Annotated in this window: 23 protein-coding genes; 5 read left to right on the forward strand and 18 right to left on the reverse strand. The window is 58.0% G+C overall.

Going from position 1 to position 24,260, the window contains the following annotated elements:
* Positions 1-95 precede the first annotated feature (95 nt).
* From C4885_RS07060 to spoIIP, 6 genes are all read right to left on the reverse strand, one after another.
* On the reverse strand, positions 96-1,334 hold the full coding sequence (locus tag C4885_RS07060) for a murein hydrolase activator EnvC (protein ID WP_113999666.1): 1,239 nt from the start codon (positions 1,332-1,334) through the stop codon (positions 96-98).
* Positions 1,335-1,539: 205 nt separating this feature from the next.
* On the reverse strand, positions 1,540-1,770 hold the full coding sequence (locus C4885_RS07065; protein ID WP_242979507.1) for a phosphatase: 231 nt from the start codon (positions 1,768-1,770) through the stop codon (positions 1,540-1,542).
* A 185-nt stretch (positions 1,771-1,955) separates the two neighbouring features.
* A complete protein-coding gene (locus C4885_RS07070; RefSeq protein ID WP_113999667.1) occupies positions 1,956-2,996 on the reverse strand; it encodes an A/G-specific adenine glycosylase in 1,041 nt (346 codons plus the stop codon).
* Entirely contained in the window at positions 2,996-4,381 is a 1,386-nt protein-coding gene (gene asnS, locus C4885_RS07075; protein ID WP_113999668.1) for an asparagine--tRNA ligase, read from the reverse strand. Before asnS ends, C4885_RS07070 begins: the two co-directional genes overlap by 1 nt.
* Positions 4,382-4,908: 527 nt before the next feature.
* Positions 4,909-7,683, reverse strand: coding sequence for a YfhO family protein (locus C4885_RS07080; protein ID WP_158538833.1), 2,775 nt, complete (start codon positions 7,681-7,683; stop codon positions 4,909-4,911).
* A 154-nt stretch (positions 7,684-7,837) separates the two neighbouring features.
* The gene (spoIIP, locus tag C4885_RS07085) at positions 7,838-8,962 is read right to left on the reverse strand and encodes a stage II sporulation protein P (protein WP_113999670.1); all 1,125 of its coding nucleotides are present in this window, start codon (positions 8,960-8,962) and stop codon (positions 7,838-7,840) included.
* Between the two features lie 192 nt (positions 8,963-9,154).
* Between spoIIP and rpsT the strand changes: the two genes are divergently transcribed.
* Positions 9,155-9,424: a 30S ribosomal protein S20 gene (rpsT, locus tag C4885_RS07090; protein ID WP_113999671.1), complete on the forward strand. Its 270-nt coding sequence runs from the start codon at positions 9,155-9,157 to the stop codon at positions 9,422-9,424.
* A gap of 80 nt (positions 9,425-9,504) precedes the next feature.
* On the opposite strand, the gene spoVAE is transcribed toward rpsT, so the two are convergent.
* The 4 genes from spoVAE to C4885_RS07110 all read right to left on the reverse strand — a co-directional run bounded on the left by spoVAE (position 9,505) and on the right by C4885_RS07110 (position 12,063).
* Entirely contained in the window at positions 9,505-9,861 is a 357-nt protein-coding gene (gene spoVAE / locus C4885_RS07095) for a stage V sporulation protein AE (protein ID WP_113999672.1), read from the reverse strand.
* Positions 9,858-10,892: a stage V sporulation protein AD gene (locus tag C4885_RS07100; protein WP_113999673.1), complete on the reverse strand. Its 1,035-nt coding sequence runs from the start codon at positions 10,890-10,892 to the stop codon at positions 9,858-9,860. The genes spoVAE and C4885_RS07100 overlap by 4 nt, the downstream gene beginning before the upstream one ends.
* A gap of 104 nt (positions 10,893-10,996) precedes the next feature.
* Positions 10,997-11,437 (reverse strand): SpoVA/SpoVAEb family sporulation membrane protein, encoded by a 441-nt coding sequence (locus C4885_RS07105; RefSeq protein WP_113999674.1) that lies wholly within the window; start codon positions 11,435-11,437, stop codon positions 10,997-10,999.
* A 56-nt stretch (positions 11,438-11,493) separates the two neighbouring features.
* Positions 11,494-12,063 (reverse strand): GNAT family N-acetyltransferase, encoded by a 570-nt coding sequence (locus tag C4885_RS07110; protein ID WP_113999675.1) that lies wholly within the window; start codon positions 12,061-12,063, stop codon positions 11,494-11,496.
* A gap of 80 nt (positions 12,064-12,143) precedes the next feature.
* Here C4885_RS07110 and prmA point away from each other — a divergent pair, with 80 nt between their 5' ends.
* The gene (gene prmA / locus C4885_RS07115; RefSeq protein WP_113999676.1) at positions 12,144-13,067 is read left to right on the forward strand and encodes a 50S ribosomal protein L11 methyltransferase; all 924 of its coding nucleotides are present in this window, start codon (positions 12,144-12,146) and stop codon (positions 13,065-13,067) included.
* 5 nt (positions 13,068-13,072) lie between these two features.
* Entirely contained in the window at positions 13,073-13,810 is a 738-nt protein-coding gene (locus tag C4885_RS07120; RefSeq protein WP_113999677.1) for a 16S rRNA (uracil(1498)-N(3))-methyltransferase, read from the forward strand.
* A 208-nt stretch (positions 13,811-14,018) separates the two neighbouring features.
* Here C4885_RS07120 and C4885_RS07125 read toward each other — a convergent pair whose 3' ends face one another.
* Both C4885_RS07125 and C4885_RS07130 read right to left on the reverse strand, forming a co-directional pair.
* Positions 14,019-15,587 (reverse strand): putative PEP-binding protein, encoded by a 1,569-nt coding sequence (locus C4885_RS07125; RefSeq protein WP_113999678.1) that lies wholly within the window; start codon positions 15,585-15,587, stop codon positions 14,019-14,021.
* A 37-nt stretch (positions 15,588-15,624) separates the two neighbouring features.
* On the reverse strand, positions 15,625-16,824 hold the full coding sequence (locus C4885_RS07130) for a patatin-like phospholipase family protein (RefSeq protein ID WP_113999679.1): 1,200 nt from the start codon (positions 16,822-16,824) through the stop codon (positions 15,625-15,627).
* Positions 16,825-17,127: 303 nt separating this feature from the next.
* On the opposite strand from C4885_RS07130, the gene C4885_RS07135 reads away from it, so the two are divergent.
* Positions 17,128-18,063: a sugar phosphate nucleotidyltransferase gene (locus C4885_RS07135; RefSeq protein ID WP_113999680.1), complete on the forward strand. Its 936-nt coding sequence runs from the start codon at positions 17,128-17,130 to the stop codon at positions 18,061-18,063.
* 224 nt (positions 18,064-18,287) lie between these two features.
* Here the strand turns inward: C4885_RS07135 and rnfB are convergent, their stop codons facing one another.
* From rnfB to C4885_RS07165, 6 genes are read right to left on the reverse strand one after another with little or no spacing between them, the layout of a single operon-like run.
* Positions 18,288-19,109: an RnfABCDGE type electron transport complex subunit B gene (gene rnfB / locus C4885_RS07140; RefSeq protein WP_113999681.1), complete on the reverse strand. Its 822-nt coding sequence runs from the start codon at positions 19,107-19,109 to the stop codon at positions 18,288-18,290.
* A gap of 13 nt (positions 19,110-19,122) precedes the next feature.
* Positions 19,123-19,764 carry an electron transport complex protein RnfA gene (locus tag C4885_RS07145; protein WP_113999682.1) on the reverse strand — a complete coding sequence of 214 codons (642 nt, stop codon included), beginning with the start codon at positions 19,762-19,764 and terminating at the stop codon, positions 19,123-19,125.
* Positions 19,761-20,450: an electron transport complex subunit RsxE gene (rsxE, locus tag C4885_RS07150; RefSeq protein WP_113999683.1), complete on the reverse strand. Its 690-nt coding sequence runs from the start codon at positions 20,448-20,450 to the stop codon at positions 19,761-19,763. Before rsxE ends, C4885_RS07145 begins: the two co-directional genes overlap by 4 nt.
* 1 nt (position 20,451) lies before the next feature.
* On the reverse strand, positions 20,452-21,033 hold the full coding sequence (locus tag C4885_RS07155; RefSeq protein WP_113999684.1) for an FMN-binding protein: 582 nt from the start codon (positions 21,031-21,033) through the stop codon (positions 20,452-20,454).
* A complete protein-coding gene (locus C4885_RS07160) occupies positions 21,033-21,992 on the reverse strand; it encodes an RnfABCDGE type electron transport complex subunit D (RefSeq protein WP_113999685.1) in 960 nt (319 codons plus the stop codon). Before C4885_RS07160 ends, C4885_RS07155 begins: the two co-directional genes overlap by 1 nt.
* Positions 21,993-21,995: 3 nt before the next feature.
* The gene (locus C4885_RS07165; protein ID WP_113999686.1) at positions 21,996-23,333 is read right to left on the reverse strand and encodes an RnfABCDGE type electron transport complex subunit C; all 1,338 of its coding nucleotides are present in this window, start codon (positions 23,331-23,333) and stop codon (positions 21,996-21,998) included.
* 515 nt (positions 23,334-23,848) lie between these two features.
* Between C4885_RS07165 and C4885_RS16280 the strand changes: the two genes are divergently transcribed.
* Complete coding sequence (locus C4885_RS16280) at positions 23,849-24,205, forward strand: hypothetical protein (protein ID WP_147237796.1); 357 nt, start codon at positions 23,849-23,851, stop codon at positions 24,203-24,205.
* Positions 24,206-24,260 lie beyond the last annotated feature (55 nt).

Here is a 24,260-nt window from a genome sequence, read left to right on the forward strand (position 1 = left end):
TCCAGTATTATCTGCGCTTTTGGCTTAGCATCTGCCGCACCTCGCTCGCCGTATCGGCACTTAGAATTATGCGGTATTGCTCTAACTCTATTTTGTTACATTGTTTCGCGGTACAAAAGGCCGCTGCTGCCCGTCAGGGCGGCAGCAGGGTCAACGGACTTGCTGCCAATGCGCAGCTCCCAGATCAGGGTATGCTCCTCACTGGTGGTGCCCAGTTCTTCGCCGCGGGCAAGGCTCTGCCCACGCTGCACCTTTACGGCATCCAGCCCAAACAGATAGCTCTTAACCCCGCAGCCATGGTCAATCACCACAGTGCCGCCGGTCAGCGCCAGCGTTCCGGCGTACACCACAGTACCCGCCTGCGGTGCCGTAACGACGGTACCCGCTGCGGCGTTATAATTGATGCCAGTTGCCCGGCCGGTAATGGTTCCATCGGTGCGCAGCCGCGCGCCGTAATCCGCCAGAATCGCACTGGGCACCGGCGAGGCAAAATTGCCCTGCCACAGCTTTTCGCTGCTGCCCTGTGTGTAAAGGGGCCAGATCGCATTTTTATATTCCGTTGCTGCGCCCGGTATGTCTGCCTCTGCGGCCACATCCACGGTTTTGGCTTCGCTCTGCATCACGTTCAGGGTCAGCTCCTGGGTCAGGCTGCCGCAAGTCACGGTCAGGGTATGGGGGCCACCCTCGGCATTATAGGTTACCGGGATATAGCCCATATACCCACCGGTCACCGGGCGGAACCATACATCCCCCAGGTCGGTTTCCACGGTCGGCTCGCTGCCATCCAGAATGCCGGTAATGACCAGTGCCGCCACGCCGCCCTGGCTGACGCGTTCACTGCTGAGCACCGCCTTGGGCTGGATATTCATGGTATAAGATGCACAGTACCGGTACCAGCCGGTGGCATCGCCGGGGTCCGCCGTGTTGCGGTAAGCGGTCAGGGTCAGCTCATAGCTGCCATTTTTGGGGTAGGCATACATCGCAAAGGCAGCGGCATCCCCCTGCACCACAACGCTACCGGCCGAATCTTTCAGCGTAAGGGTCGTGCGCTGCGCCCAGTCCGGCAAAACCAGCTCCGGGGCAGCTTCCGTCATTTCGCCCAGCTTTTGCACCGTCAGGGTGCTGGGCTGTTCAAACGTGCGGTTCAGCACATTGCCCAGCACCGGCACACTCCAGTCATAGCCGATCGGTTCCAGTTTCGTATCGCCCAAAGTGGGGTGCTGCGTGGGAAGTTTGTCATCGCCCGTCATAGCGTACATGGCGTACCCGGCACCGCCCAGCAGCACCGCCAGCATAACCACCACCATAACCAGCCACAGCAAGAGCTTTTTCATGGCGTTCCCTTTCCTTGGCACAGCAGAAAAATCGAAATTCAGTCTGATTTTATAGTCACTACCGTCATTTTTCTTATTTTCAGCAGCGCCTTATGGTTTATCTGAGCCTTTTTTATCATTTAATAAGTATCACTACTGATTGCAAGAAACACGAACAGCCGGGCCGAAGCCCGGCCATTTTCACTTTTCTGCTGGCTGTTCCGGCTTATTCAGCATCGTCAGCAGCCTTTTCTTCGGCGGCTTCTGTCGGTTCATTGTCGATGGGCAGATATTCGTCGTCATCGTCATAATCGTCGCCGTCATCGCTGTACAGCAGGCGCTCGTATTCGTCCAGTTCCTTTTCGCGGCGGCGCAGGTAGAGCGCAGCGGCAGTCAGGGCACCGGCAGCAGCAAACAAAAACGCCAGAATGGCACCAAAAGTGGATTTCTTCATCATAATACTTTTCCTCCGCGTATTCTAAAAGGGATGGGTCTGTAAAATATTATACCCGATTAACCGGGTGAATACAATCTTTCCCTTGTAAATTTTTCACACAAAAAGGTTCAGGTATTAAGGTGATACCGCACCATTCTCCACAGCATGGTCTCCGGAAAATTTCTTCACCTGCCACTGCTTGCTTTTTATTCCGGCTGCCACTGGCGCATAATGCCCGCAAATGCGCTTGGTACCGCGTATTCCCCGTTCAGCTCCGCGCGGCTGGCCCAGACGCAGCCCTCCGGCGCCGTGCCTGCGGCTGTGCCGCAAAACCCGCTGATCTGCCAGATGCGATGGGTGAACACATGGCGGGTGCTTTGCAGCGGGGCCTGCCACTGCACACAAAGGCCAATGGCGCGCAACGCGGCGTCCAGTTCCGGTTGGGTCATGGCGGTACCCTCAAAGGCAAGGGGCTGCCACAGCCCGGCCAGCAGCCCTTTGGACGGGCGGCGCTGCAAAAGCACGCCCTGCGGCCCGGTGATCAGCGCGGCCGTGACCGGCACCAGCGTTTTTTCCGGCTTAGCCGTTTTGACCGGCAGCTGTTCGGCCCGGCCTGCAGCGCGGCCCTTGCACTGAGCAGCCAGCGGGCAGACCTCGCACTTTGGCGCACCGTTGGGCAGGCAGACCAGCGCCCCCAGTTCCATCAACGCCTCGTTATAAGGGCCGGGGCGTTCCTTGGGCATTTCTTCCAGCACACGGGCTGTGAACTCGCGCTTGGCGGCAGGTTTGGTAATATCGGCAGAGTTATTATCCAGCCGGGCAAATACCCGCAGCACGTTGCCGTCCACCGCCGGGGCTGGGATGCCAAATGCAATGGAGGCAATAGCCCCAGCCGTGTAATCCCCAATGCCGGGCAGAGCGCGCAGGGCGGCATAATCTGCGGGAAGCTGGCCGCCGTACTGCCGGCAGACGATCTGCGCCGCCTTTTGCATGTTGGCCACCCGGCTGTAATACCCCAGCCCCTGCCACAGCTTGCGCAGCTTGTCCGGGTCGCAGGCGGCAAGGGCGGCGGGGTCCGGCAGTTCGGCCACAAAACGCTCGTAATAGGGCAGCGCCGCCGAGACGCGGGTCTGCTGGAGCATGATCTCGCTGACCCAGATATGATATGCCGAAGGCTCCTGCCGGAAAGGCAGGAGCCTTCGATTCAGTTCAAACCATTGGATCAGCGGTTCGCTGACCGCCCCCATTAAAAACCGCCGCAGGTGCGCGGGAAGGCAATGACATCACGGATGTTGGGGATGCCGGTGACATACATCAGCAGGCGCTCAAAGCCCAGGCCGTAACCGGCATGCTTTACGCTGCCAAAACGGCGCAGGTCCAGGTACCAGTCATAATCTTCGCGCTTCAGGCCCAGTTCATCCAGGCGGGCCAGCAGCACATCCAGGCGCTCCTCACGCTGGGAACCGCCGATCAGCTCGCCAATGCCGGGCACCAGCATATCGGCGGCGGCAACCGTCTTGCCGTCCTCGTTCATGCGCATATAGAATGCCTTGATCTCTTTGGGGTAATCGGTAACAAACACAGGCTTTTTGAACACCTGCTCGGTCAGGTAGCGCTCGTGCTCGGTCTGCAGGTCAATGCCCCAGCTTACTTTATACTGGAAGTTGTCATCGTTCTTTTTCAGCAGTTCGATGGCATCGGTGTAGCTCACGCGGGCAAAATCGCTGTTGGCAACCAGCTCCAGACGCTCGATCAGGCCCTTATCAAAGAACTGGTTGAAGAATGCCAGCTCGTCCGGGCAGTTATCCAGCAGGTAGCGGATGACATACTTGGTCATGGCCTCAGCGGTGTCCATGTAGGTATTCAGGTCAGCAAATGCCATTTCCGGCTCAATCATCCAGAACTCTGCGGCATGGCGGGTATCATAGCTCTTCTCTGCGCGGAAGGTGGGGCCAAAGGTGTAAACCTTGCCCAGGGCCATTGCCATGGCCTCGGCTTCCAGCTGGCCGGAAACCGTCAGGTTGACCGGGCGCTTGAAGAAGTCCTTGCTGTAATCCACCTTGCCGTCCTCGGTCTTGGGCACATCGTTCAGGTCCAGGGTAGTAACCTGGAACATCTCGCCTGCGCCTTCGCAGTCAGAACCGGTAAAGATGGGGGTGTGTACATAGGTAAAGCCGTTCTTGTGGAAGAACTCATGCAGGGCATAAGCGGCCTGGCCGCGCACACGGAACGCAGCGTTAAAGGTGTTGGTGCGGGGGCGCAGGTGGGTCAGGGTGCGCAGGTAATCCATGCCCATCTTGTTTTTCTGCAGCGGGTAATCGCTGCCGCAGGTGCCCAGCACCGTAACGGTATCGGCGTTGATCTCAAACGGCTGCTTAGCGTTGGGGGTCAGCACCAGGGTGCCGGTCACTTCAAAGCTGGTGTACAGGCCGGATTTTGCAACCTCGGCATAGTTTTCCAGCTTGTCCGCCTGGAAAACGATCTGCACGGGCTTATAGCAGCTGCCGTCTGCCAGAGAGATAAAACCGATCTTTTTAGAATCGCGCACGGTTTTTGCCCAGCCGCAGACAGTAACTTTGGTACCATCCGCCGGGGTAGCCTTATAGAGCGATGCAATTTCAACTCGTTCCATGTGTTCCCACTCCTAAAATGCAAATGTAGGGGGTGTATCTGAAAACAAAGAAAATGACGACTATTTCGCAAGCACATGCCGGATTCAAGGCAAAAGGCCGCAGGAATCCTTTGTGGATTCCAAGGCTTTTTAACGCGGAATCCGGCTGCGATTGTAGAAATAGGGCAATACCGCATAATTCTAAGTGCCGATACGGCGAGCGAGGTGCGGCAGATGCCAAGCCAAAAGCACAGATAATACTGGATGCTGCAAAGGTGAGCGCCGCCAGTGGCGGAAACAGCGAACCGAAGCAGGGGCAGCGGTCGCAGAGTGCGAGGGGCTTTTGCCCCCGAAGCACGATGCGGGTACCGCAACCCGACATTATCGAGCATTTTGGCAACGCAGATGCCGTGCCGCAGCTGCCGGAGCGGTGCTTAAGCCGCAAGGCGGGAATTGTGCGGTGTTGCCATAGGCTAAATTTTCGACTTTTCAGTTACACCTAGATAAAATGTATTATAACGTGTGATGCTTAAAAAGTAAAGCGCTTGTTATTTGCGGCGCTTTTTGCTCTTTTTGTGCAGGGCCGGCACGGCCCAGATGGCCGCCAGCAGCACCACTCCTGCCGCACTGAGCGCTGCCCCCGCGGTAAGACCGGGTGTTTTGTAGGTAAACGCCACCGTATGGCTGCCGGGTTCCAGCGCCACGCCGAGGAAAGCCGTATCTGCCCGCAGCACTTGGGCCGGGGTACCGTCCACCGTCACGCTCCAACCAGTAGAATACGGCAGCTGCACCACCAGCACGCTGCTGCGGGTGGTGGTGATTTCTCCACCCAGGCTGTTGGTGCCAAGGGTCACATTCTGCAGGTTTTCGGCCCCAAGGTTCTCCGCACGGGCCGCAACGGTATCTAGCTTCTGGCATTCCACCGCCAGGCGGTCAAACTGGTAATAGCCCGCAAAGGGCAGTACAATCGTGATCTGCTGCAAGGGTTCATCACTGGTGCCAAAGTTATACACAAAGTCATGCCGGCCACAGTAATACTGGCTGTTGGGGCGGTTATACTCAATGCGGCCCTCACCAATGTTGCTGAGCAGGCGCAGATAGACACTGTCCTTGCGCCAGAAATGCGCATACTGCTTTTGCAGGCTGCGGCGGTCATGGGCGCTCATGGCGCTCAGTTCTTCTTCGCTCATCGCATCCAGCGGGCTGGTGGCCGTGTACTGCATGCCCTGCACCACAAAGGCGGTCTCACAATCCGCCACCGGCTGGGCAATGGTCAGGGTAATGCGCCCGCCGTCCTGCGGGGCATAGTAGGTGGTTTCATCCAGCTGCTGCACGCCGTCCAGCTCCATTTCGGCTGCGGGGCTTACCGTATCGCCGGTCAATTCCGCTTCCGGCAGCAGGCCGGTTTCTTCCAGCACTACGCCGTCCAGCAGGGCATCCTGCTTTTGCAGCGGGGTCAGGGCATCATAGGTTTCGCGGCTGATCTGGTTTTGCGCCGTATAGCCGATGGGCAGCGCCGCCGTATTGGGGTAAACCGCAACCGTGCTGCCGCCGATTTCCGCTGCCTGCACGGCCTGGCTGTCAAATAAGGCGGGCAGCGCCCCGGTGGAATCCGGTGCGCAGAGGGCGTATTTCACGCCGAACAACGTTTCCAGCGGGGTGCGGTTCTGCAGACCGCGGTAATCATATTCCACCGGGGTGTTCTGCCCCAGTTCCCGGAACAGGCTGGAAAGGTAGCTGTTGTTCAGGCTGAAAAAGTACCCGGTGCCATACACATCCAGCAGCATGGGGCTGTTGATCGGCTCGTTCACCAGCGAGTCATACCGCCAGTAGCTTTGGTCCTCCATCAGATGCAGGGCCACGGCGGGGTTGTCCTGCACGGTGGTGCTCCAGGCGTAACCGGCGGGGCGGTACTCGTTCACGGCATCGGCTTCCTCAATGCCATAGTAGCCGCCAAGGTTCATCACCACGCCAAGGCAGCAGCCCGCCAGTAAAACAGCCTGCACACCGCGGCGGCTGACACCATCTGCCGCCAGCACAAACACGGCCAGCAGCACCAGCAGCAGCGCGCCCAGCAGGGCGGTCTCCGTGCGGCCCTGCTTGACGCAGAACGCCACCACGCAGTAAACCGCCAGCAACGCAAACAGGTTGCGCTTTTCTTTCGGCTCAAACGCCGTTATGCCGGGGCAGACCCGCGCCAGGATAAAGGCTTCCAGCATGGTGAACGCCCACACCCAGCGGTTGGAAACGTAAGAAATCCCGTTCAACACACTGCCCGCCTGCGGCACCAGCAGCAGGGCCAGCAGACCCAGCCACGCGCACTTGAGCACGGTGTTCTGCCGCGGCTTGGCAAACAGCACCAGCACACCCAAAAACGCCGCCGAGGTCACCCCCGCATAGGTAGAGTAAGCATCATACCCCATGCCGGTGGTCATGTTGGCCAGCAGCTCAAAAAAGCGGTAGAACGGGTAAGGCGCGGTTTCCCGCGTTAAGCCAAAGCGAGCGCTGCCGAACAGCTCCTGCGCGGTGGGCAGCAGGGTGACGGCTGAAATTGCAATGCCCACCAGCGCAAACCCGATGAACTTTGCCAGCAGCGGTGGCAGGGTGCGCAGGTTTTTGGCCCCGTACCGCTTGCTGTACACCGCAATGGCGTACAGCACCAGTAGCACCGCAGCCATATAAAAGAACAAAAAGTTGGAGAGTGCCGTCAGCACAATGGCGGCAATGTACAAAACCGGGCTGCGGCTCTCAAACAGATCATCCGCTCCCAGCAGCATCAGGGGGAAGCAATACATCGGCACCAGGAACACCGGTTCGATCAGCCCTGCCTGGATGGGCCACGCACTGAACACATAGGCCAGCGCACCCAGCAGGGTGCCAAAGCGGCTGTTGCCATGGCGGCGGCTGAACGCCATAAAGGCCAGCCCCGCCAGGTAGAGCCGCAGCACGATCAGGCCCTCCAGCAGCTGCTCGGTCCACCGGCCGGGCACAAAGGCTGCCAGCAGGTCCAGCGGGTCACCCAGGCCGTAATAGCTCAACGTGGTAATGATATCCGCACCGTAACCGATGGAAAAATCCCAGGTGGGCACCGCCGCGCCGGTCAGCACACAGCGCGCGGCCTGCCGCAGCCAGCGGCCATAATAGACCAGAAACGGGTAATGCTGCTTGAGGGTATCGCCATATTGGATAAAGCTCTGCCCATTCAGCGCAAAAATAGCAGCCCAGATGCCCATCAACAGGGCAAACAGCGCCGTATAAGCCAGCACCAGCGCCCCGCGGCCCTGCCTGCGGCCCGGTGCGTGGATCAGGATGGTGTTCTGCATGGTATCCTCCTGCGGGGCGGGTGGTGTTCCACCCCGGTTTTTATGGCAGTCCCGCATCGTTCCGGATGCCGCCCGTCGGGAATCATGCGGTGCTGCCTTATCTTTGTCCAGTATATTCTATTTTGTTTTGCGTTGCAAGGGCGTTTTGCCGCGGTTACACGCTGCCGCCAAACAGGGCTGCCAGTGCCTTTGCCGCGTACTGCCCGGCCCGTACTGCCTGCTGCACCGTGTTGGCGTGGCCGCCTATTTCGATCAGCAGCGCACCGGGGCTGACATCCTGATTATAGAACCGGTACCCGCACAGGACCGGCCGGGTCAGGCCGGGGTACAGCATTTCCATGCGTTCCTCCCACTTGGCGGCAAAGCAGAGGTTCAGCCGCCAGTTGGGCAGCTGGACGGTGCCGCCGTTATTGCACCCGGCAATGATCATGACCTGTGCAGTCGGCTGGCCGTCCAGCGTTGTCAGGGGGCGCACACGGGCATCGCCGCTTTCCATCGCGTCGCGGTGTACATCCAGCACCACTTTGATGCTGGGGTATTCTTCCAGGTAGCGCCGCGCTGTCTGGGCGCTGCGGGCGTAACTTTCGGTGTAGCTGGGGGAATCATGCAGGGTGGTATCGTGCAGGGTGGTGATCCCGGCATCGTTTAGCACTTTGGTCATTGCCTCCCCAACCGCGCACATGTTCAGGGTGGTATCTTTGGTGCGGGCGGTAAAGTCGGGGTCATACACCGGGGTGTCCCAGGTCTGGTAGGTTTCCGTTGCGTGGGTGTGCAGGATCAGCACCTGCGGGTCCGGGCTGCCGGGGGTAACGGTAAAGGGCAGCGCACCCTGCGCCGCGGTGGCAATGGTTGAATCTGGTTCATCCGTTGCATTTTTGATACTGCCCGCCGCAAGGGCAATATATCCCTGCCCGCTGCCCTGGCCGAAAGTCCGGTCAAGGATGGGCGCTGTCGTCTGCACCCCCGGCGGTATGGTAATGGTTGGGGCCGGGTTGGCTTCCGGTTCCGCCGTGGGCTGCGGTGTGGGGCTGGGGGTTGGCTGGACGGATGGTTCCGGGGTGGGCTGCGGCGGTGATTCCGATGATTCTGCCAGGGCGGCAGCTGGCTGGGCCTGCGGAGGTTCCACCCCTGCCTGCTGCCAGAGCGTGAACGCCGCGCCGGGCGAACAAAACAGCAGGGCCAGAACCCTGCCGCCGGGCACCACACGCAACGCCAGGGCGCTGCCCGCTAACGCCGCGGTGCACAGCAGCGCACCCAGCACACGGCCCGCATTGCGCATGGCAAACACCCCCTTGCGGAATAGATATGCCCCCACCGCCGGGCAATATGCCCCCAGCCATGCCTGCCTGCCCCGCAAACATTGCAATATTAGCGCCAAACACGAAAAAAATTTATAAAAACACTTGCAACCGGCCAAAATATATGCTAGTATAATTTGTACTGTTATGGGTAAACCAAGGAGGTGGAACGAATGCCTAATATTAAATCTCAGAAAGACCGCGTTGCTCAGTCCAAGAAAGAGGCTGCACACAACAAGGCCATCAAGTCCAACCTGAAAACAGTTGTCAAGAAGGCAGACGCTGCCATCGACAGCAATGCCGAGAACAAGGACGCCGCCATCAAGGTCGCTGTTTCTGCTCTGGACGCTGCCAAGAACAAGGGTGTCATTCACAAGAACACTGCCGCCCGCAAGATCAGCCGCATGGCTAAGCGCAACAACAAGGCCGCTGCTGCAGAATAAGATTGCATGAACAATGCCCGCCGGTTTTTATCGGCGGGCATTTTCATTTGTATATTGGTTCTTGGCACATATTCGCCGGTTTAATTCTGGTCCTTGCTTTTGCCCACCAGCGCGGCCATCAGGGCAAACACCAAACTGGCGGTAATTCCCCCCGCCGCTGCGCCAATGCCGCCGGTGAACACACCGGGCAGCCCAATTTCATCCACGGCCTTCACCACACCCTGGGCCAACAGATGCCCGAACCCCAGCAGCGGCACACTGGCCCCGGCCCCGGCCAGCTTTGCCAGCGGGTCATACAGGCCAACGGCGCTCAGGATAACACCGGCCACCACATAACCGGTCAGGATGCGGGCGGGGCTCAGCTTGGTGTAATCAATCAGCAGCTGCCCCACCACGCAGATGGCGCCGCCCACCACAAATGCCCACAGATAATTCATGTGTTCTCCTCCTCTTCCGGGCAGCCAAGCTCCACGCAATGCGCAATGCCGGGGATGCTTTCCCCCTGCAAAAAGGTTGTCTGGCTCATCAGCGCCCCGGTGGAAAGAAAGAGCACCCGCCGCCAGCGCCGTTCCACCAGCCCCGGCAGAACATGCGCTGCCAGCACTGCAGCACTGCACCCGGCCCCGCTGCCGCCCGCCTGCACGTTCTGGGCGGCAACATCATACAGCAGGCATCCGCAGTCCTGGTGGTTTTCCACCGGACAATCAGCTTTGCGCATCAGCTCATGCAGCAGGGTGCTGCCAACTTCACCCAGATCACCGGTAAAAATGGCGTCAAAGTCCTGCTGGGTGGTGCCGGTGTCCGCAAAGTAGTGCAGCAGCGTTTGGGCCGCCGCGGGGGCCATCGCGGCCCCCATGTTGTTGATATCCTTGACCCCTGCATCACACACCCGCCCAATGGTAGCTGAAAGTACCGGCACGCCCGCGGCCCCACTGCCCCGCACCAGGCAGGCCCCGGCAGCGGTAGCAGTCCACTGGGCGGTCGGGGTGCGTTTGCCGCCATATTCCAGCGGGGTGCGGAACTGCCGCTCCGCCGCGCAAAAGTGGCTGCTGCTCATGGCGAGTATTTCATGCGCATAGCCAGCTGCCGCGCAGAGGGCCGCCAGGCACAGCGCTTCCGCCATGGTGGAGCAGGCACCATACAGCCCGGCAAAGGGCACCCCCAGCTGGCGCATGGTGTAATTACTGGCGGTGCATTGGGCCTGCAGGTCCCCCGCGAAGGCAAGCTCCACCTGCTGTTTGGTAATGCCCGCTTTGCGCAGGCAATGGCGGGCACAGCGCTGCTGCAGCATGCTTTCGGCCTGCTCCCAGCCGGTGCAGCCCTCGGCATCAAAGCCCGCATCCTGTACCAGCTCATCAAAGCCCTGTGCCAGCGGGCCTTCGCTCTCTTTTTTGCCGCCCACGGCGGCCCAGGCCGCCAGCACCGGCGGGTGCGGGAATATTACGGTATCGCCCCTTCGTATCGGCATAACAGGCAATCCCCTTTCCGGTTTGTTTGGGCTTAGTGTGCCGCAGCGGGGCAAAAAATATGCGCAGGGCAGCCAAAGCAGCGCCCTGCGCGATTATTTTGGGGTCAAAACTTATTCATCGCCCAATACACCAGCCCCCACACCCAGGAAGCCAGTGTGCCGAACGCCAGCACCGGGCCCGCGATGGTAAAAATTTTAGCGCCAACGCCCGTTATCCAGCCTTCGGCCTTGAACTCCACCGCCGGGCTGACCACTGAGTTGGCAAACCCGGTAATAGGTACCAGCGTCCCGGCCCCGGCCTTGGCGGCCAGCTTTTGGTACCAGCCCGGCACCGTAGTGATGGCGGAAAGCATCACCAGTGTGATGCTGGTCAATGTTCCGGCAAGGTCTTTATCGTACCAGCTCAGGTAGAACTGGCGCAGGGCTTCGCCCAACAGGCAGATGGCTCCGCCCACGAAAAAGGCCCACAGGCAGTCCTTGACGACCGGGCTGGGCGGATTGGCCCGCTTGACCATGGCGTCATAATTTTTTGGGGGCAGCTGCATACGGCACACTTCCTTTTATTTCAGTCTGCCGTTAGCTTTCCCGCCTGCCGTGCCGGTTATGCGCCAAAAAAGTTCACGTTGCCGCGGTAATAGGGTTCCGGCACCATGGTGCGGTACAATTCCTGCAAATCGCAGTGGATTTCTTCATCTTTGGCAAGCCCGCCCGCGGGCAGGCTGTAGATCTGGTACCGCACGCCAAACAGGCGGCTTTCCATAGCAGCGGCGTGGGCACCGGCCCGCAGGTAGAAGCCAATGCGCCGCCTTGCCACTGCCGGTTCTGGCGCTTCGGCGGGGTGTTCGCATTCAATGATCAGGCTCTGCTTGCGCGGGGCGTAATAGGCGGCAAGCTCTTTCAGCACCGCCGTGCCCACACCGCTGCCGCGGTACTGCGGTAAAACAGCAAAATAATCCAGCAGCACATTGCGGCACTGGGGTAGAACCGCCTGCCAGGCATATGCCATCAGGGCACCGGCCTCGTCATAAAACGCCAGCGGCTCATACAGGCCGCGCGTCATCATGCCCTGCACCGAAGCAAAGGGTTTCAGCTCCGATTCCGGGAAATCCCGCACCATCTGGCTGCGGTAAATGCTTTGTGCCTGCTCCACGTTCAGCAGCACGATCTTCATGGCAAACGCCCCTTTCCATTTGTGACAAAATTTAGTATAATAGAAAAAGACCCAACAACGCAAGCAGGAGGATTTTTCCTATGGAATGGACCGATATCCAAATTACCGTACCGCAGCAGTATGCCGAAACCGCCGAAGCGATTGCTACCATGGTATCCAACGGCGGCATTTATATTGAGGACTACCGCGACCTGGAACAGCAGGCATGGGAGATCGCCCATGTGGACCTGATCGAGCAGGACCTGCTGGATCAACCGCGCGATATTGTAAAGGTGCACATGTACCTGGCCCCGGACGAAAACCCGGCCGAGATCCTGCCCCTGTTCAAAGAGCGGCTGGAAGCCAGCGGCGTGGAGTACAAGCTGGAAACCAGCGGCATTGAACAGGAAGACTGGCAGAACGCCTGGAAGAAATATTACCACGCCATGGACATTGGCCAGCGCCTAGCCATTGTACCCGGCTGGGAAACCTATGATACTGACCGAATTGTGATCACGATGGACCCCGGCATGGCCTTTGGCACCGGCACCCACGAAACCACCAGCCTGTGCCTGGAAACGCTGGACAGCATGGTAAAGGGCGGCGAGCGTGTGCTGGATATCGGCACCGGCTCCGGCATTCTGGCCATTGCTGCGTTGAAGCTGGGCGCTGCCGAAGCCGAGGGCGTGGATATTGACCCCATGTGCGTGCGCACCGCCGGCGAGAATGCCGAGCGAAACGGCGTGGCCGAGCACTTTACCGTGCTGGTGGGCGATCTTTCTGACAAAGCCAGCGGCAAATACAACATCATCACCGCAAACATTGTGGCAGCGGCTATCTTGTCCCTTGCGCCGCATGTGCCGGTATTGATGGCGCCGGGTGCACGGTTCATTGCTTCCGGCATTATCGATACCCGCAAGGACGAAGTGCTGGCCGGGCTGCGTGCCGCCGGGCTGGAGCCGGTTGAGATCAAAGAAAAGCGCGGCTGGGTTTGCGTGATCTGCAAAAACGCCGCGGAGGTATAAACGCTATGCCGCACCGCTATTTTACCGCCGAAGTTGGCAATGGCCGCGCCGCCCTGAACGGCACCGACGCCCACCACCTGGCTGACGTTATGCGCGCCAAAATTGGTGAGAACGTGATTTTGTGTGACGCCCACGCTGTGGAGTATGTGGGCACCATTACCTCCATCCAGCCAGGCCGGGTGGAGTTTACCGTGACCGAGGGCTACCCCAGCGCCGCAGAGCCCAGTGTTGAAGTAACACTGTTTGCCGGGTACCCCAAGCTGGGCAAGCTGGAAGATACCATCCGCCACAGCGTGGAGCTGGGCGTGACCAATGTTGTGCCTTTTTTCAGCCGCTACTGTGTAGCTGCCCCCAAAAAAGAGGAAGCAAAAAACGAGCGCTACTGCCGCGTGGCTGTGGAAGCCGCCAAGCAGTGCGGCCGCGGCATTCTGCCCACGGTGGAGCTTCCCCTACCGGATTTTAACGCCGTGTGCGACCGCTTCAAGGACTATGACCTCGTGCTCTTCTTTTACGAGTGCGGCGGTGTTTCGCTGCGGGAAGTTTTCAACAAAGAACCGGGAAACCGTGCAAAACGGATCGCCGTGGTGACCGGCAGTGAGGGCGGTTTTGCCGCCGAGGAAGCTGCCCACGCTGCCGAATGCGGCGCCGTTACCGTTGGCCTCGGCCCCCGCATCCTCCGCTGTGAAACCGCTCCCCTCGCCGTCCTCTCCGCCGTCATGACATTGACGGGGAACCTGGAATAATACGAAATAAAAATTAAAAAAGAATAAAGAATAATGCTGGTGTGCGTGCCGCGCACGCACATTAAAATAGCTTTGTACCTTCTTTTTTGAGCCGAGCAGCGCGAGGCGGTCCACCTACATTATTCTTTATTCATTATTCTCTATTCATTAAAAATTCTCCCCGCACCCTTATCATATGCCGTAGGCGGCAAAGGGTGCGGGGAGACTTTTATAGTTCGGTTTGCATCAGAATGCTTTTGAGGGTGTTGATGTGAACGGATTCCACGCAGAAATTGCGCACACCAATGCGCATGAAAGCGGGCATGGTTTCCAGGTCTTTTTGCATAATGCCGCACAGGTACAGCGGCACGCCGCGCGTCTGGGCTGCGTGCATCATATCCTGCACCAAACGCAACACGGCAGGGTTATCGGCAGGGGTGGGCTTTTCCCGCCGGGAAACACCACAGGTATACTGCACCAAATCGTCCAGGTCCACGGCCAAAAAGTCAGCCCCGGCGTCAATGATCTCCCCTGCCATCAACGCAGCGGCGGGGATTTCGATCAAGCAGCCAACGGGCAGATTCCCGCAGAACGGCAAACCTTTTTCTTTCAGGCTCTCGTTGCAGCGCTTCATCTGGTCCATGCGGGTGCGCCAGGCATCCACATCGGGGATCATGGGGAACAGCACCTGCAAGGCACCTTCCGGTGCCTCCACTGCAGCCTGCATCAGGGCGGAAAGCTGGGTAAGCGCCGTGGTCTCTTCCTCCATCCGTGTCTGCAAGCCATCCATCCATTGACCGCAGTCGTCCGCAGCCCAATCGCAGGTGCGCACGGTAATGGGTTTGCCGCCGCTGTTCTTGATGCATGTTTTATAGGCTTCCACCTGCTGGGCTTCCGTCAGCTCCTTGATTACAACGGATTCCGTGCGCAGCAGTCCAATGCCGGAAGCCCCCGCCTGAATGGCTTTCTGGATGGCCTCCGGTGCGGCGCAGGCTGCGCTGGCCAGCAGAACAAACGGCGTGCCGTCCCGCGTGCGGCAGGGGGCCGCAGCCAACGGGTCGGGCAGGGCGTTGCTGTTTTGCAGCTCCTGCCGCCGTGCTTTCACCTGCCGCAGCTGGGCGGCGGTGGGGTCAATGATCAGCTGGGCGTGTTCAGCATCCACCACTGCGCGGCAGCCCGCCGCAGCAGCGGCTACCCCCTTGCCCAGCTGGAATACCGCCGGGATGCCCATGCTGCGCGCCATAATGGCGGCGTGGCTGGTTTCACTGTCCGTTTCCGAGGCAAGCCCCAGGATCATGCCCGGTGCCTGACCAAACAGATCGCTGGGGTAAAACAGCTCTGCCACCAGGATGCTGGGCTCCGTCAGGTGCAGACGGCGGCTGGGGCGGCCATCCAAAATATCCACCACGCGGCGGCAGGCATCGCACACATCCACGCTGCGCTCCCGGATGTAATCATCATCCACGTTTTTTAAGCGGCCTGCAAAAATCTGCTCCGCACGCTCCACGGCGGCAGCGCTGCCGGCACCGGCGGCTATGTAATCGCCAATTTCGTTGGTGAAGGATTCATCCTCCAACAGGGCAATCTGGAACATTAAAATATCGGCATCCTGCCCGCAGGCGTGCTGCTGCAGGCGGTTCAGTTCATCTTTTGCCAGCACAATGGCAGCTTCGTACAGGGCACGCTCCCGGAACGGGTCGCACACAATGCGGTGCAGGCCCGCCGCACCGCGGTCAATGCGAACAACAGGGCCGACTGTTAAGCCATCGGACACTGCCAATCCCTGAAAAGTTTGCATGTTGTCCTCCTTGTTGAACCTTCTTGTCTGTGCAGTCTTACAGGAATTTTGCCGACGGCATTTTGCTTAAAGTATGGCTGACCAGCGCGGTAACAAAGTCTTCCGGCACGGCTGTTGCCATGGCGGCTTCGCCAAGGATATTGCCTTCTTCCCGGCCAAGCAGGGTCTTATAGCGGTCCGCGGGGTCTTTATCGCACTGACCCATAAAAGTCAGGGCCAGCAGTTTGGGGGTATAGGGTACTTCACTCGGCACATCCACCATCTCCGCCGCTAGTTCCAGCGGGGCAATCGCGCCGCGGGTGGGGGCGGTCAAATTTTCGGAGAACGCCGCCGGGTAATGCTTATGCTGGCGGGCCAGTGCTTCGGTCAGCGCCAGGGTCGGCGCGCGGGAGATTGCCGCGCTCAGCTGGGCCTGGTATTCAGCGGCAAAGTCCTGCATAAAGCTGTTTTCATCGGGCAGAATGCCATACGCCGTACCGCCCAGGCGGCCAAATTCCCGCATGGTATCCATATAGCCCAGGGCAATGTTTTTGGCGGCACGCACACCGTCAAAATCAAACAGCGGCCCCAAGTCCCAATGGCTGCGGATGATGCGGGTAGGCAGACCTGTCAGGTTGGGGCGGGTCAGCCCAACGCCATCCACATCCACGCCGATCAGCTCGGTTGCCCCCATTTTGGCGGCCAGCTCCAGCGGCATATTGTCCCGCCAGCCGCCGTCAATGTACTTTACCCCGTCAATCTCATAGGGACGCAGCGCCGGGAAGCAGGCGGAAGAGGCCAGCATATAATCTTTCAGCTGCCCCTGCGGGATATCATCCAGCGTACACTGCACGCTGCGCAGGGTGTTCATTTCGGTAATCACCAAACCGTACTTGATGTGGGATGCCCGGATGGCGTTCTCGTCCATGTACTGGTCAATGGTCTGACCCAGCGGTTCGGTGTTCAGCCCGCCGCCGCGCAGAGTTTCCAACAAGAAATCACGCAGTTCCTCCGGCGTTTTGCCCTCTGGCAGTTCCAGCACGCCGTGGTTATCCAGGCTGCGCCACAGGTCTGCCGCTTCGTTCACCTTGCCCATCACAAACAGTGCTGCGTTCAGGCTGCCCACACTGGCACCAGTGATCACATCCGGCAGCCAGCCAAGTTCCATCAGTGCCTGATACACACCAACCTGATAACTTCCCTTTGCGCCGCCGCCCGCAAGCACCAGCCCGCGCACGGTATCATGTTCTTCTGCCATATCCTGCACCTCCCGGTTGTATCCCTCTATCTCAAATTGGTATTACTTATATCAAATGGGTATTACTTTTATGAATCACGCTTATTATAGCATACCCAGCCTGTAAAAGCATATATTATTTTGCCGAATTTATTTACCTCCTTGCAACCAGATTCTTAAAAGTGTATCATAAAAACAGCAGAGTTTATTTTTTGATCCCCCTCATACTGGTTTACCTGCTAGATTGGGCAGCATAGTAATCCAATCATTTTTCATCATCTTGCACACTGTGTTCGCCCATTAGGAAAAGGAGTTTATATTTTCATGAAAGATACCGCAAAAAAGCCGATCCTTGTCATTATGGCAGCCGGCATGGGCAGCCGGTTCGGTGGCCTGAAGCAGATCGAGGCCGTTGGCCCCGCCGGGGAAGCGATTCTGGATTACAGCCTGTTCGATGCCCACCGCGCCGGATTTGAAACGGTCGTGTTCATCATCAAGCATGCAATCGAAGACGCGTTCAAATCCACTGTGGGTGCCCGCGCCGAAAAGGCCGGGCTAAATGTGCGCTATGCGTATCAGGAGCTGGATATTCTGCCGGAAGGTTTTACCGTGCCGGAGGGCCGCATCAAGCCGTGGGGCACCGCCCATGCCATTTTGTCTGCTGCCGATGCGATTGATGCGCCGTTCGCTGTCATCAATGCCGATGATTATTACGGCCGCACCTGCTTTGAGCTGATCTACAATTACCTGAGCGCCGGGCACACCGGCCCGAAATATCCTTGGGTGATGGTGGGGTATCTTTTGGGCAACACGGTCAGCACCAACGGTTCCGTCAGCCGTGGTGTCTGCGTAACAGATGCTGACGGAAATCTTGACACGGTAACGGAGCGCACCCGCATTGAAACTTATGATAGCGGTATCCATTACACGGAAGACGGCGGCGAGACCTGGGTGGACCTGCCCGCGGATACGGTCGTTTCGATGAACATGTGGGGCTTTACCCCGGATTTCATCACCGAGGCCAAAGCCGGGTTTGTAGATTTTCTGCGCAGCAGCCTGCCGGGCAACCCGCTCAAGTGCGAGTATTACCTGCCCACCGTGGTAACGGAAGCGCTGGAAACCGGCAAAGCGGAAGTAAAGGTGCTGACCACCCCGGACAAGTGGCACGGCATTACCTACCGTGAGGACAAACCGGAGCTGGTTGCCGCCCTGGCCGCCATGCACGCCAGCGGTTTTTACCCGAAAGAGCGGCTGTTTTAATTACGGGGGATTTTTCAGCCTTTCTTGAACGAAAGGCTTCGGCGTAAGGACTTTAGGCAATACCGCTTTTATTGATATTTTTCATTTGCCGAATATTCTTATCATCCCCTATCTCCCCTTTTCCCCCTCAAACCAAAAACATCCCCGTTCCCTGCCGGTTTCACCCGGCAAAGGGAACGGGGATGCTTTTTACAGATTCAAACCCAATCAGCAATCACGCTGCATCAAGCAGGCTCACCGGCAACGGCGGGCTGGCCATCAACCCAATGGATAACCTTCTTGGGGCACTTGGTAACACAGGTGCCGCAGGAGGAGCACTTGGCGTAATCGATAACAGCAACATTGTTGACCAGGGTAATGGCCTGCTGCGGGCAGTTGCGCACGCACATGCCGCAGGCAATGCAGCCTGCCTTGCAGGCTTTCATCACAGCGGGGCCCTTGTCCTTGTTGGAGCACAGCACCGCGGGCTGCGGGGCCATCGGCTTCAGGCTGATGACATGGTGCGGGCAGGCTGCCACACAGGCGGAGCAGCCGGTGCACTTTTCACGGTCCACAACAGCGCTGCCGTTTACCACATGGATAGCGTCAAATTGGCAGGCGCGGGTGCAGTCGCCATAGCCCAGGCAGCCAAATGCACAGGCGCTGGGACCGCCGGCAATGGCAGCAGCAGCGGCACAGGTGGGAATGCCGTGGTATTCAAAGCGGGTGCCACAGTTGCCGTTGCCGCCGTTGCAGTTTACAACAGCGTGCAGGGCCGGGCCGCTGGCGCTCTCAGTGCCCATAATGGCGTTGACAGCCTCGGTGGCTTTGGCACCGCCGGGGGCGCACTTATTGGTGGGTGCGCCGTTTTCAACAATCGCTTTTGCATAGTCAGCACAGCCGGCATAGCCGCAGCCGCCGCAGTTGGCGCCTGCAAGGCATTCGGTGATCTGCGCAATGCGCGGGTCTTCGTACACAGCCATAAACTTGGAAGCCAGCACCAGAATAATGCCGCCCGCCAAGCCCAGAACAACAAGCACGATGACGGCGAAGGCAATACTATTCATCGATTTCTCCCCCTTACATCAGTGCGGCGATGATGTTTTCTACCAGACCGCCAAAGCCCATAAAGCTCATGGCAGTAATGGCAGCAGACACCAGCGTGATAGGCAGGCCCTTAAAGCTTTCCGGCGGGTTGGAGCGCTCCACGCGCTGGCGAACACCGCAGAACAGCAGCATGGCAACCAGGAAGCCCACACCTGCACCGGCGGCGCAGATCAAAGCCTCGGCATAAGCCATACCAAAGCCCTGTGCCTCATAAACCTTGGTGTAATCCTGCACAGCCAGGATGGTCACGCCCAACACACAGCAGTTGGTGGTGATCAGCGGCAGGTACACGCCAAGGGACTGATACAGTGCATGAACGTAACGCTTCAGCACAATTTCGATCAGCTGGACCAACACAGCGATGACCAGAATAAAGATGACCGTCTGCATATAGCCCAGGCCGTTGGCATCCAGCAAAAAGATCTGCAGCGGGAAGGTAACAGCGGTTGCGATCACCATGACTGCAATAACAGCCGCGCCCATACCAACGGAGGAATCCAGCTTTTTGGAAACGCCCAGGAACGGGCAGATGCCAAGGAACTGGACCAGAACATAGTTATTAACAAGGATCATGCTAAAGAAGATGGTAGCAAAGGTTGCAACAGTCTGGCTCATTCCTTAGCACCCCCTTCCTCGGTTTTTGCTTTGTCGATTTCTTCCAGCATCACATCGCCGCAGGTTTTGCGCTCAATGGGCTTGTTCAGCTTCTTTTCAATGTACACACACAATGCCATCAGGCAGCCGAACACGAAGAAACCGCCGGGGGCCTGGTTCATCAGGCTCATGCGGTCAATGCTTTCCGGAATGATGGTAATTCCCATCCAGGTGCCGTTGCCCAAAATCTCACGCACAGAGGACATGAGCAGCATGGTCAGGATGTAGCCGCAGCCCATGCCCAGGCCATCCAGTGCAGAATCCACAACGCTGTTCTTGCAGGCAAACATCTCGGCACGGCCCAAAATGATACAGTTGACAACGATCAAGGCCAGGAACACGCCCAAAGATTTGTACAGTGCGGGCACATAAGCCTGCAGTACCATCTGAACGATGGTAACGAAGGTTGCAATGATAACAATGTAGCACGGCAGATGCACTTTGGCCGGAATGACCTTGCGCAGTGCCGAAATAACGATGTTAGAGCAAACCAGAACGAACGTCATGGCCAGGCCCATGCCCAAAGCGCCGGATACCGTGGTGGTAACAGCCAGTGCCGAGCAGCAGCCCAGAACCAGGCGCAGAACCGGGTTTTCGCGGATGATGCCGGCGGTAAAAATGCGCCATTTGCTTTGTTTTTCAGCCATTTTAAGCCACCCCCGCAATATCATTATTGTAGCAGTCGATTGCGCTGTTGATGGCGCTGACAACTGCACGGGAAGAGATGGTAGCGCCGCCGATTGCATCAACGGGGTTGCCAACCTCTACCTGCTGGGAAGCGCTCCAGCCGACATAACCGCCGTAGAAGCTCTCTTCGCCCGTCTTGGAACCGATACCGGTGGTCTGGGTGGAAGCATCCACAGACAGAGCGGTCAGGGTGCCGGTGGTATCAAATGCAGCGTACACGGTAACCAGGTTGCCGCTGTAGCCTGCTGCGGTGGACTGCACAACAGCCATGCCGTCTGCGGTCTTAACTGCGCCGGTCACATTGGCGGTGGTAACAGTAACATCCTGCAGATCATCCGCCGTGGTGCCCTCCGGCAGAACGGACAGATAAGCCGCCAGGGTCTCAGCCTTGGTGTTGGCTTCAATGATGGGTGCGGTTGCGTCGTTCAGCACAGCCAGCAGCGCGCTGCAGACCAGGCAGATCACAACCAGAACAATGACCGGAAGAACCAGTGCCTTAAAGTTGGATTCCTGTTCCGGAGCCTTTGCATTGTTTTCAGCCATTATTCTTTCCCCCCTTTCGCAGCTTTCTGGGGCTTTTTGTAGCCCAGCGGGGTCTGGTGGCCCCAGGCGTTGAACCACGGGGTCATCAGGTTGCCCAGCAGGATGGCGAAGCTCATGCCTTCGTTCATGCTGGCAAAGTTACGGATCAGGAAGGTGACCAGACCGATGAACACGCCATAGAACAGCTTGCCCTTGGTGGTGAACGGGCTGGTCACATAGTCGGTCGCCATGAACACGGCGCCGAACAGCAGGCCGCCGGACATGCAGTCCAGCAGGGCAATGTACGGGTCACGGGTAGCCAGCAGGGTCAGGACATACATCGTGCCAACGATGGAAGCCGGGATGGTGAACTCGATGGTGTGGGTAAACAGCAGATAAGCCAGGCCCAGCAGGATGGCGATCACACAGGTTTCGCCCATCATGCCGCCATGGATGCCCAGCAACATATCCACAAAGCTGACGCTGTGCAGGTCAACGGCTGCGTTCAACGGGGTAGCGGATGCCAGGGCGTCCACTGACATATCCGGGTAAACGTAAGCCGTCATGCGGGAGGTAAAGCCCAGGAACAGCACGATACGGCCAACCAGCGCAGGGTTAGCAAAGTTATAGCCCAGACCGCCGAACAGCTGCTTGATGATAACAATAGCAACCAGTGCGCCCACAATGGCAATCCACAGCGGCATGCTGACCGGCATGTTCAAAGCCAAGATCACGCCGGTAACGCAGGCAGAAAGATCCCCCACCGGGTTGGGCTTGTGCATCAGCTTGCAGTACAGGTACTCAAAAACAACACAGGCAAGGGTAGTCACTGCGGTCAGCAGGATCGCACGCATGCCAAAAATCAGCCCCGACGCCACAATGCTGGGTACCAGCGCGATCAGCACGTTGCCCATCAGGCCGCGGGTGGTCGCATTGTCCCGGATATGGGGCGAAGCGGTTACGATCAGACGATCATCCATTCCTTATTTCCCTCCTTTGCGCAGTTCGCCCATGTACCAGGCCTTTGCCAGGCCCATGTTCTGGGCCACAGGGCGCTTGGCCGGGCAGGCAAAGGTGCAGCTGCCGCAGGCCACGCACAGATCCACGCAGCGTGCTTTCAGCGCATCAAAATCTTTTTCGGCAAAGTTTTCCAGAATTTCGACCGGTTCCAAACCCATGGGGCAGGCGGCAATGCAGCGCCCGCAGCGGATGCAGGGGTCAGGCTCCGGCAGGGTGGCCATTTTGCGGCTGAACAGCAGCAGGCCGTTGTTCTGCTTCAATACCGGGTAATCAGCGCTCGGCGAAGCACCGCCCATCATGGGACCGCCAAAGATGATCTTGCCCAGCTCAACATCCGGCTTAATGCCGCCGCATGCTTCGATCACATCGCGGTACAAAGTGCCGATGGGCACTTCAATGTTCTGCGGCTTGGCAATGGCATCGCCTTCCACGGTAACGCGCTTGGTGGTCAGGGGTACACCGGTCTTCAGGAACTTGCCCAAGGTAGAAACGCTGGTCACGTTCATGATGATACAATGTACGTCTGCAGGCAGGCCCGGTTTGCCGGAAGGACCGATCTGCGGCACTTCGCGGCCGGTGCAGGTTTCAACCAGCGTTTTTTCAGCGCCCTGCGGGTAGCGCATGGGCAGCGGCTTGACCGAAACGCCCTGCATATCGCGCACCAGGGAGCACATCAGATCAATGCACTCCGGCTTGTTTCGTTCAATGCCGATGATGCAGTTGGGAATGTTGCAATACTTCATGACGGCAGTAATGCCGGAAAGGATCGTATCACTGCATTCCAGCATCTCGCGCGTATCCGTGGACAGATACGGCTCACACTCAGCTGCGTTGATCAGCAGGGTGTCAATACCCTCTGCTGCCAGCTTGACATGCGTCGGGAAACCGGCGCCGCCAAGGCCAACCAGACCGCATGCCTGCACAGCTGCCATCAGGCTCTTTTTATCGGTCACAACCGGCGGCACACAGGCCGGGTCAACCGTCTGCTGGCCATCGGCTGCAATCGCAACCGCCTGGCAGGTAGAACCGTTGACCATGCGGAACGGTGCAACGCCCTCAACTGTGCCCGAAACGCTGGAATAGATATTGGCACTGACAAAGCCGCCGGCTTTGCCGATAAGCGTACCAACACAGACCTGATCGCCTTTTTTGACGACCGGCTCTGCAGGTGCACCAATGTGCATCGACATGGGAATGATCACGTGCGCAGGCGTGGCCATTGTTACGGTAGCCATCCCGGCCGTGCCCTTCTCATGCGGCACTGCGGCACCCTTGGCAGAGCGCTTCAGGGATTTAAACATGGACTCATTTCCCCCATTTCATTGTCTGCCCTGTTATGGAAAGCTCCGGAGCCGGTCATCCCGTCCCCGCTGATCACAGCGATCGCCGATACACCTTTTTATAAAGTCAAACCGTCATTGCCCCCACTGCCAGCCGAATCAAAAAAGCTGAGCCGCCGGGCCGATGCCGTTCCATGGCCGCAAAAACAAAAACCGCCTGCATTTATCAAATGAAACCCAGGCCGTTTTCAGGCTTTTGGGGCACACTGCCCCTTTACAAAAGATGTATTCTTTCCCAAAAGGCAAAATAAATACAGTATTATTGTAGCATTTTTGCCGTACAAGTCAAGAAGAAAGGGTCGCAAACCGCAATACAAAGTCGAATGTTTATACTAAAAAGTAAATTCTTTATGGGTTGCTAATACCGCCGCTCTGTTGGGCTTTCCACGGAAAATGCCTGTTGTGTATGTTGTTAATTTTTAGACATAGCGCATTGTTTCCTGTTGTTTCCTAAGGTGTATCTGAAAACAAAGAAAATGACGAATATTTCGCAGACACAAGCAGGATTTAAGTCAAAGAGCCTTGGAATCCTTTGTGGATTCCAAGGCTTTTTAACGCAAAATCCCGCTGCGCTTGTAGAAACAGACGATATTTTCGACGTTTCAGATACACCCTATGGATTTTCTGGGTTAAACACGCTGCGGGCTGCCGGTGTTCCCAATCCCCCGCCGCCTTTTGCGCAGCGGTTCATTGCCTGTTTTTGCAGCCAAACCGCTGCGGCAAGCCAGAGTAAAAGCGCATATATTTTGTCATCTCTTGAGTCACCCTGTATTTTATGCTCGTTGCTTCGTTATTTCCATATTTTATCAAAAAAACTTCAAAAAACGTGTTGACAAATGCCTGCCAGTCCGCTATAATAACTAAGCGTTGAGGGCAGCGCGAAAGCAA

Source organism: Subdoligranulum sp. APC924/74 (genome assembly GCF_003324125.1).
Taxonomy (GTDB): domain Bacteria; phylum Bacillota; class Clostridia; order Oscillospirales; family Ruminococcaceae; genus Gemmiger; species Gemmiger qucibialis.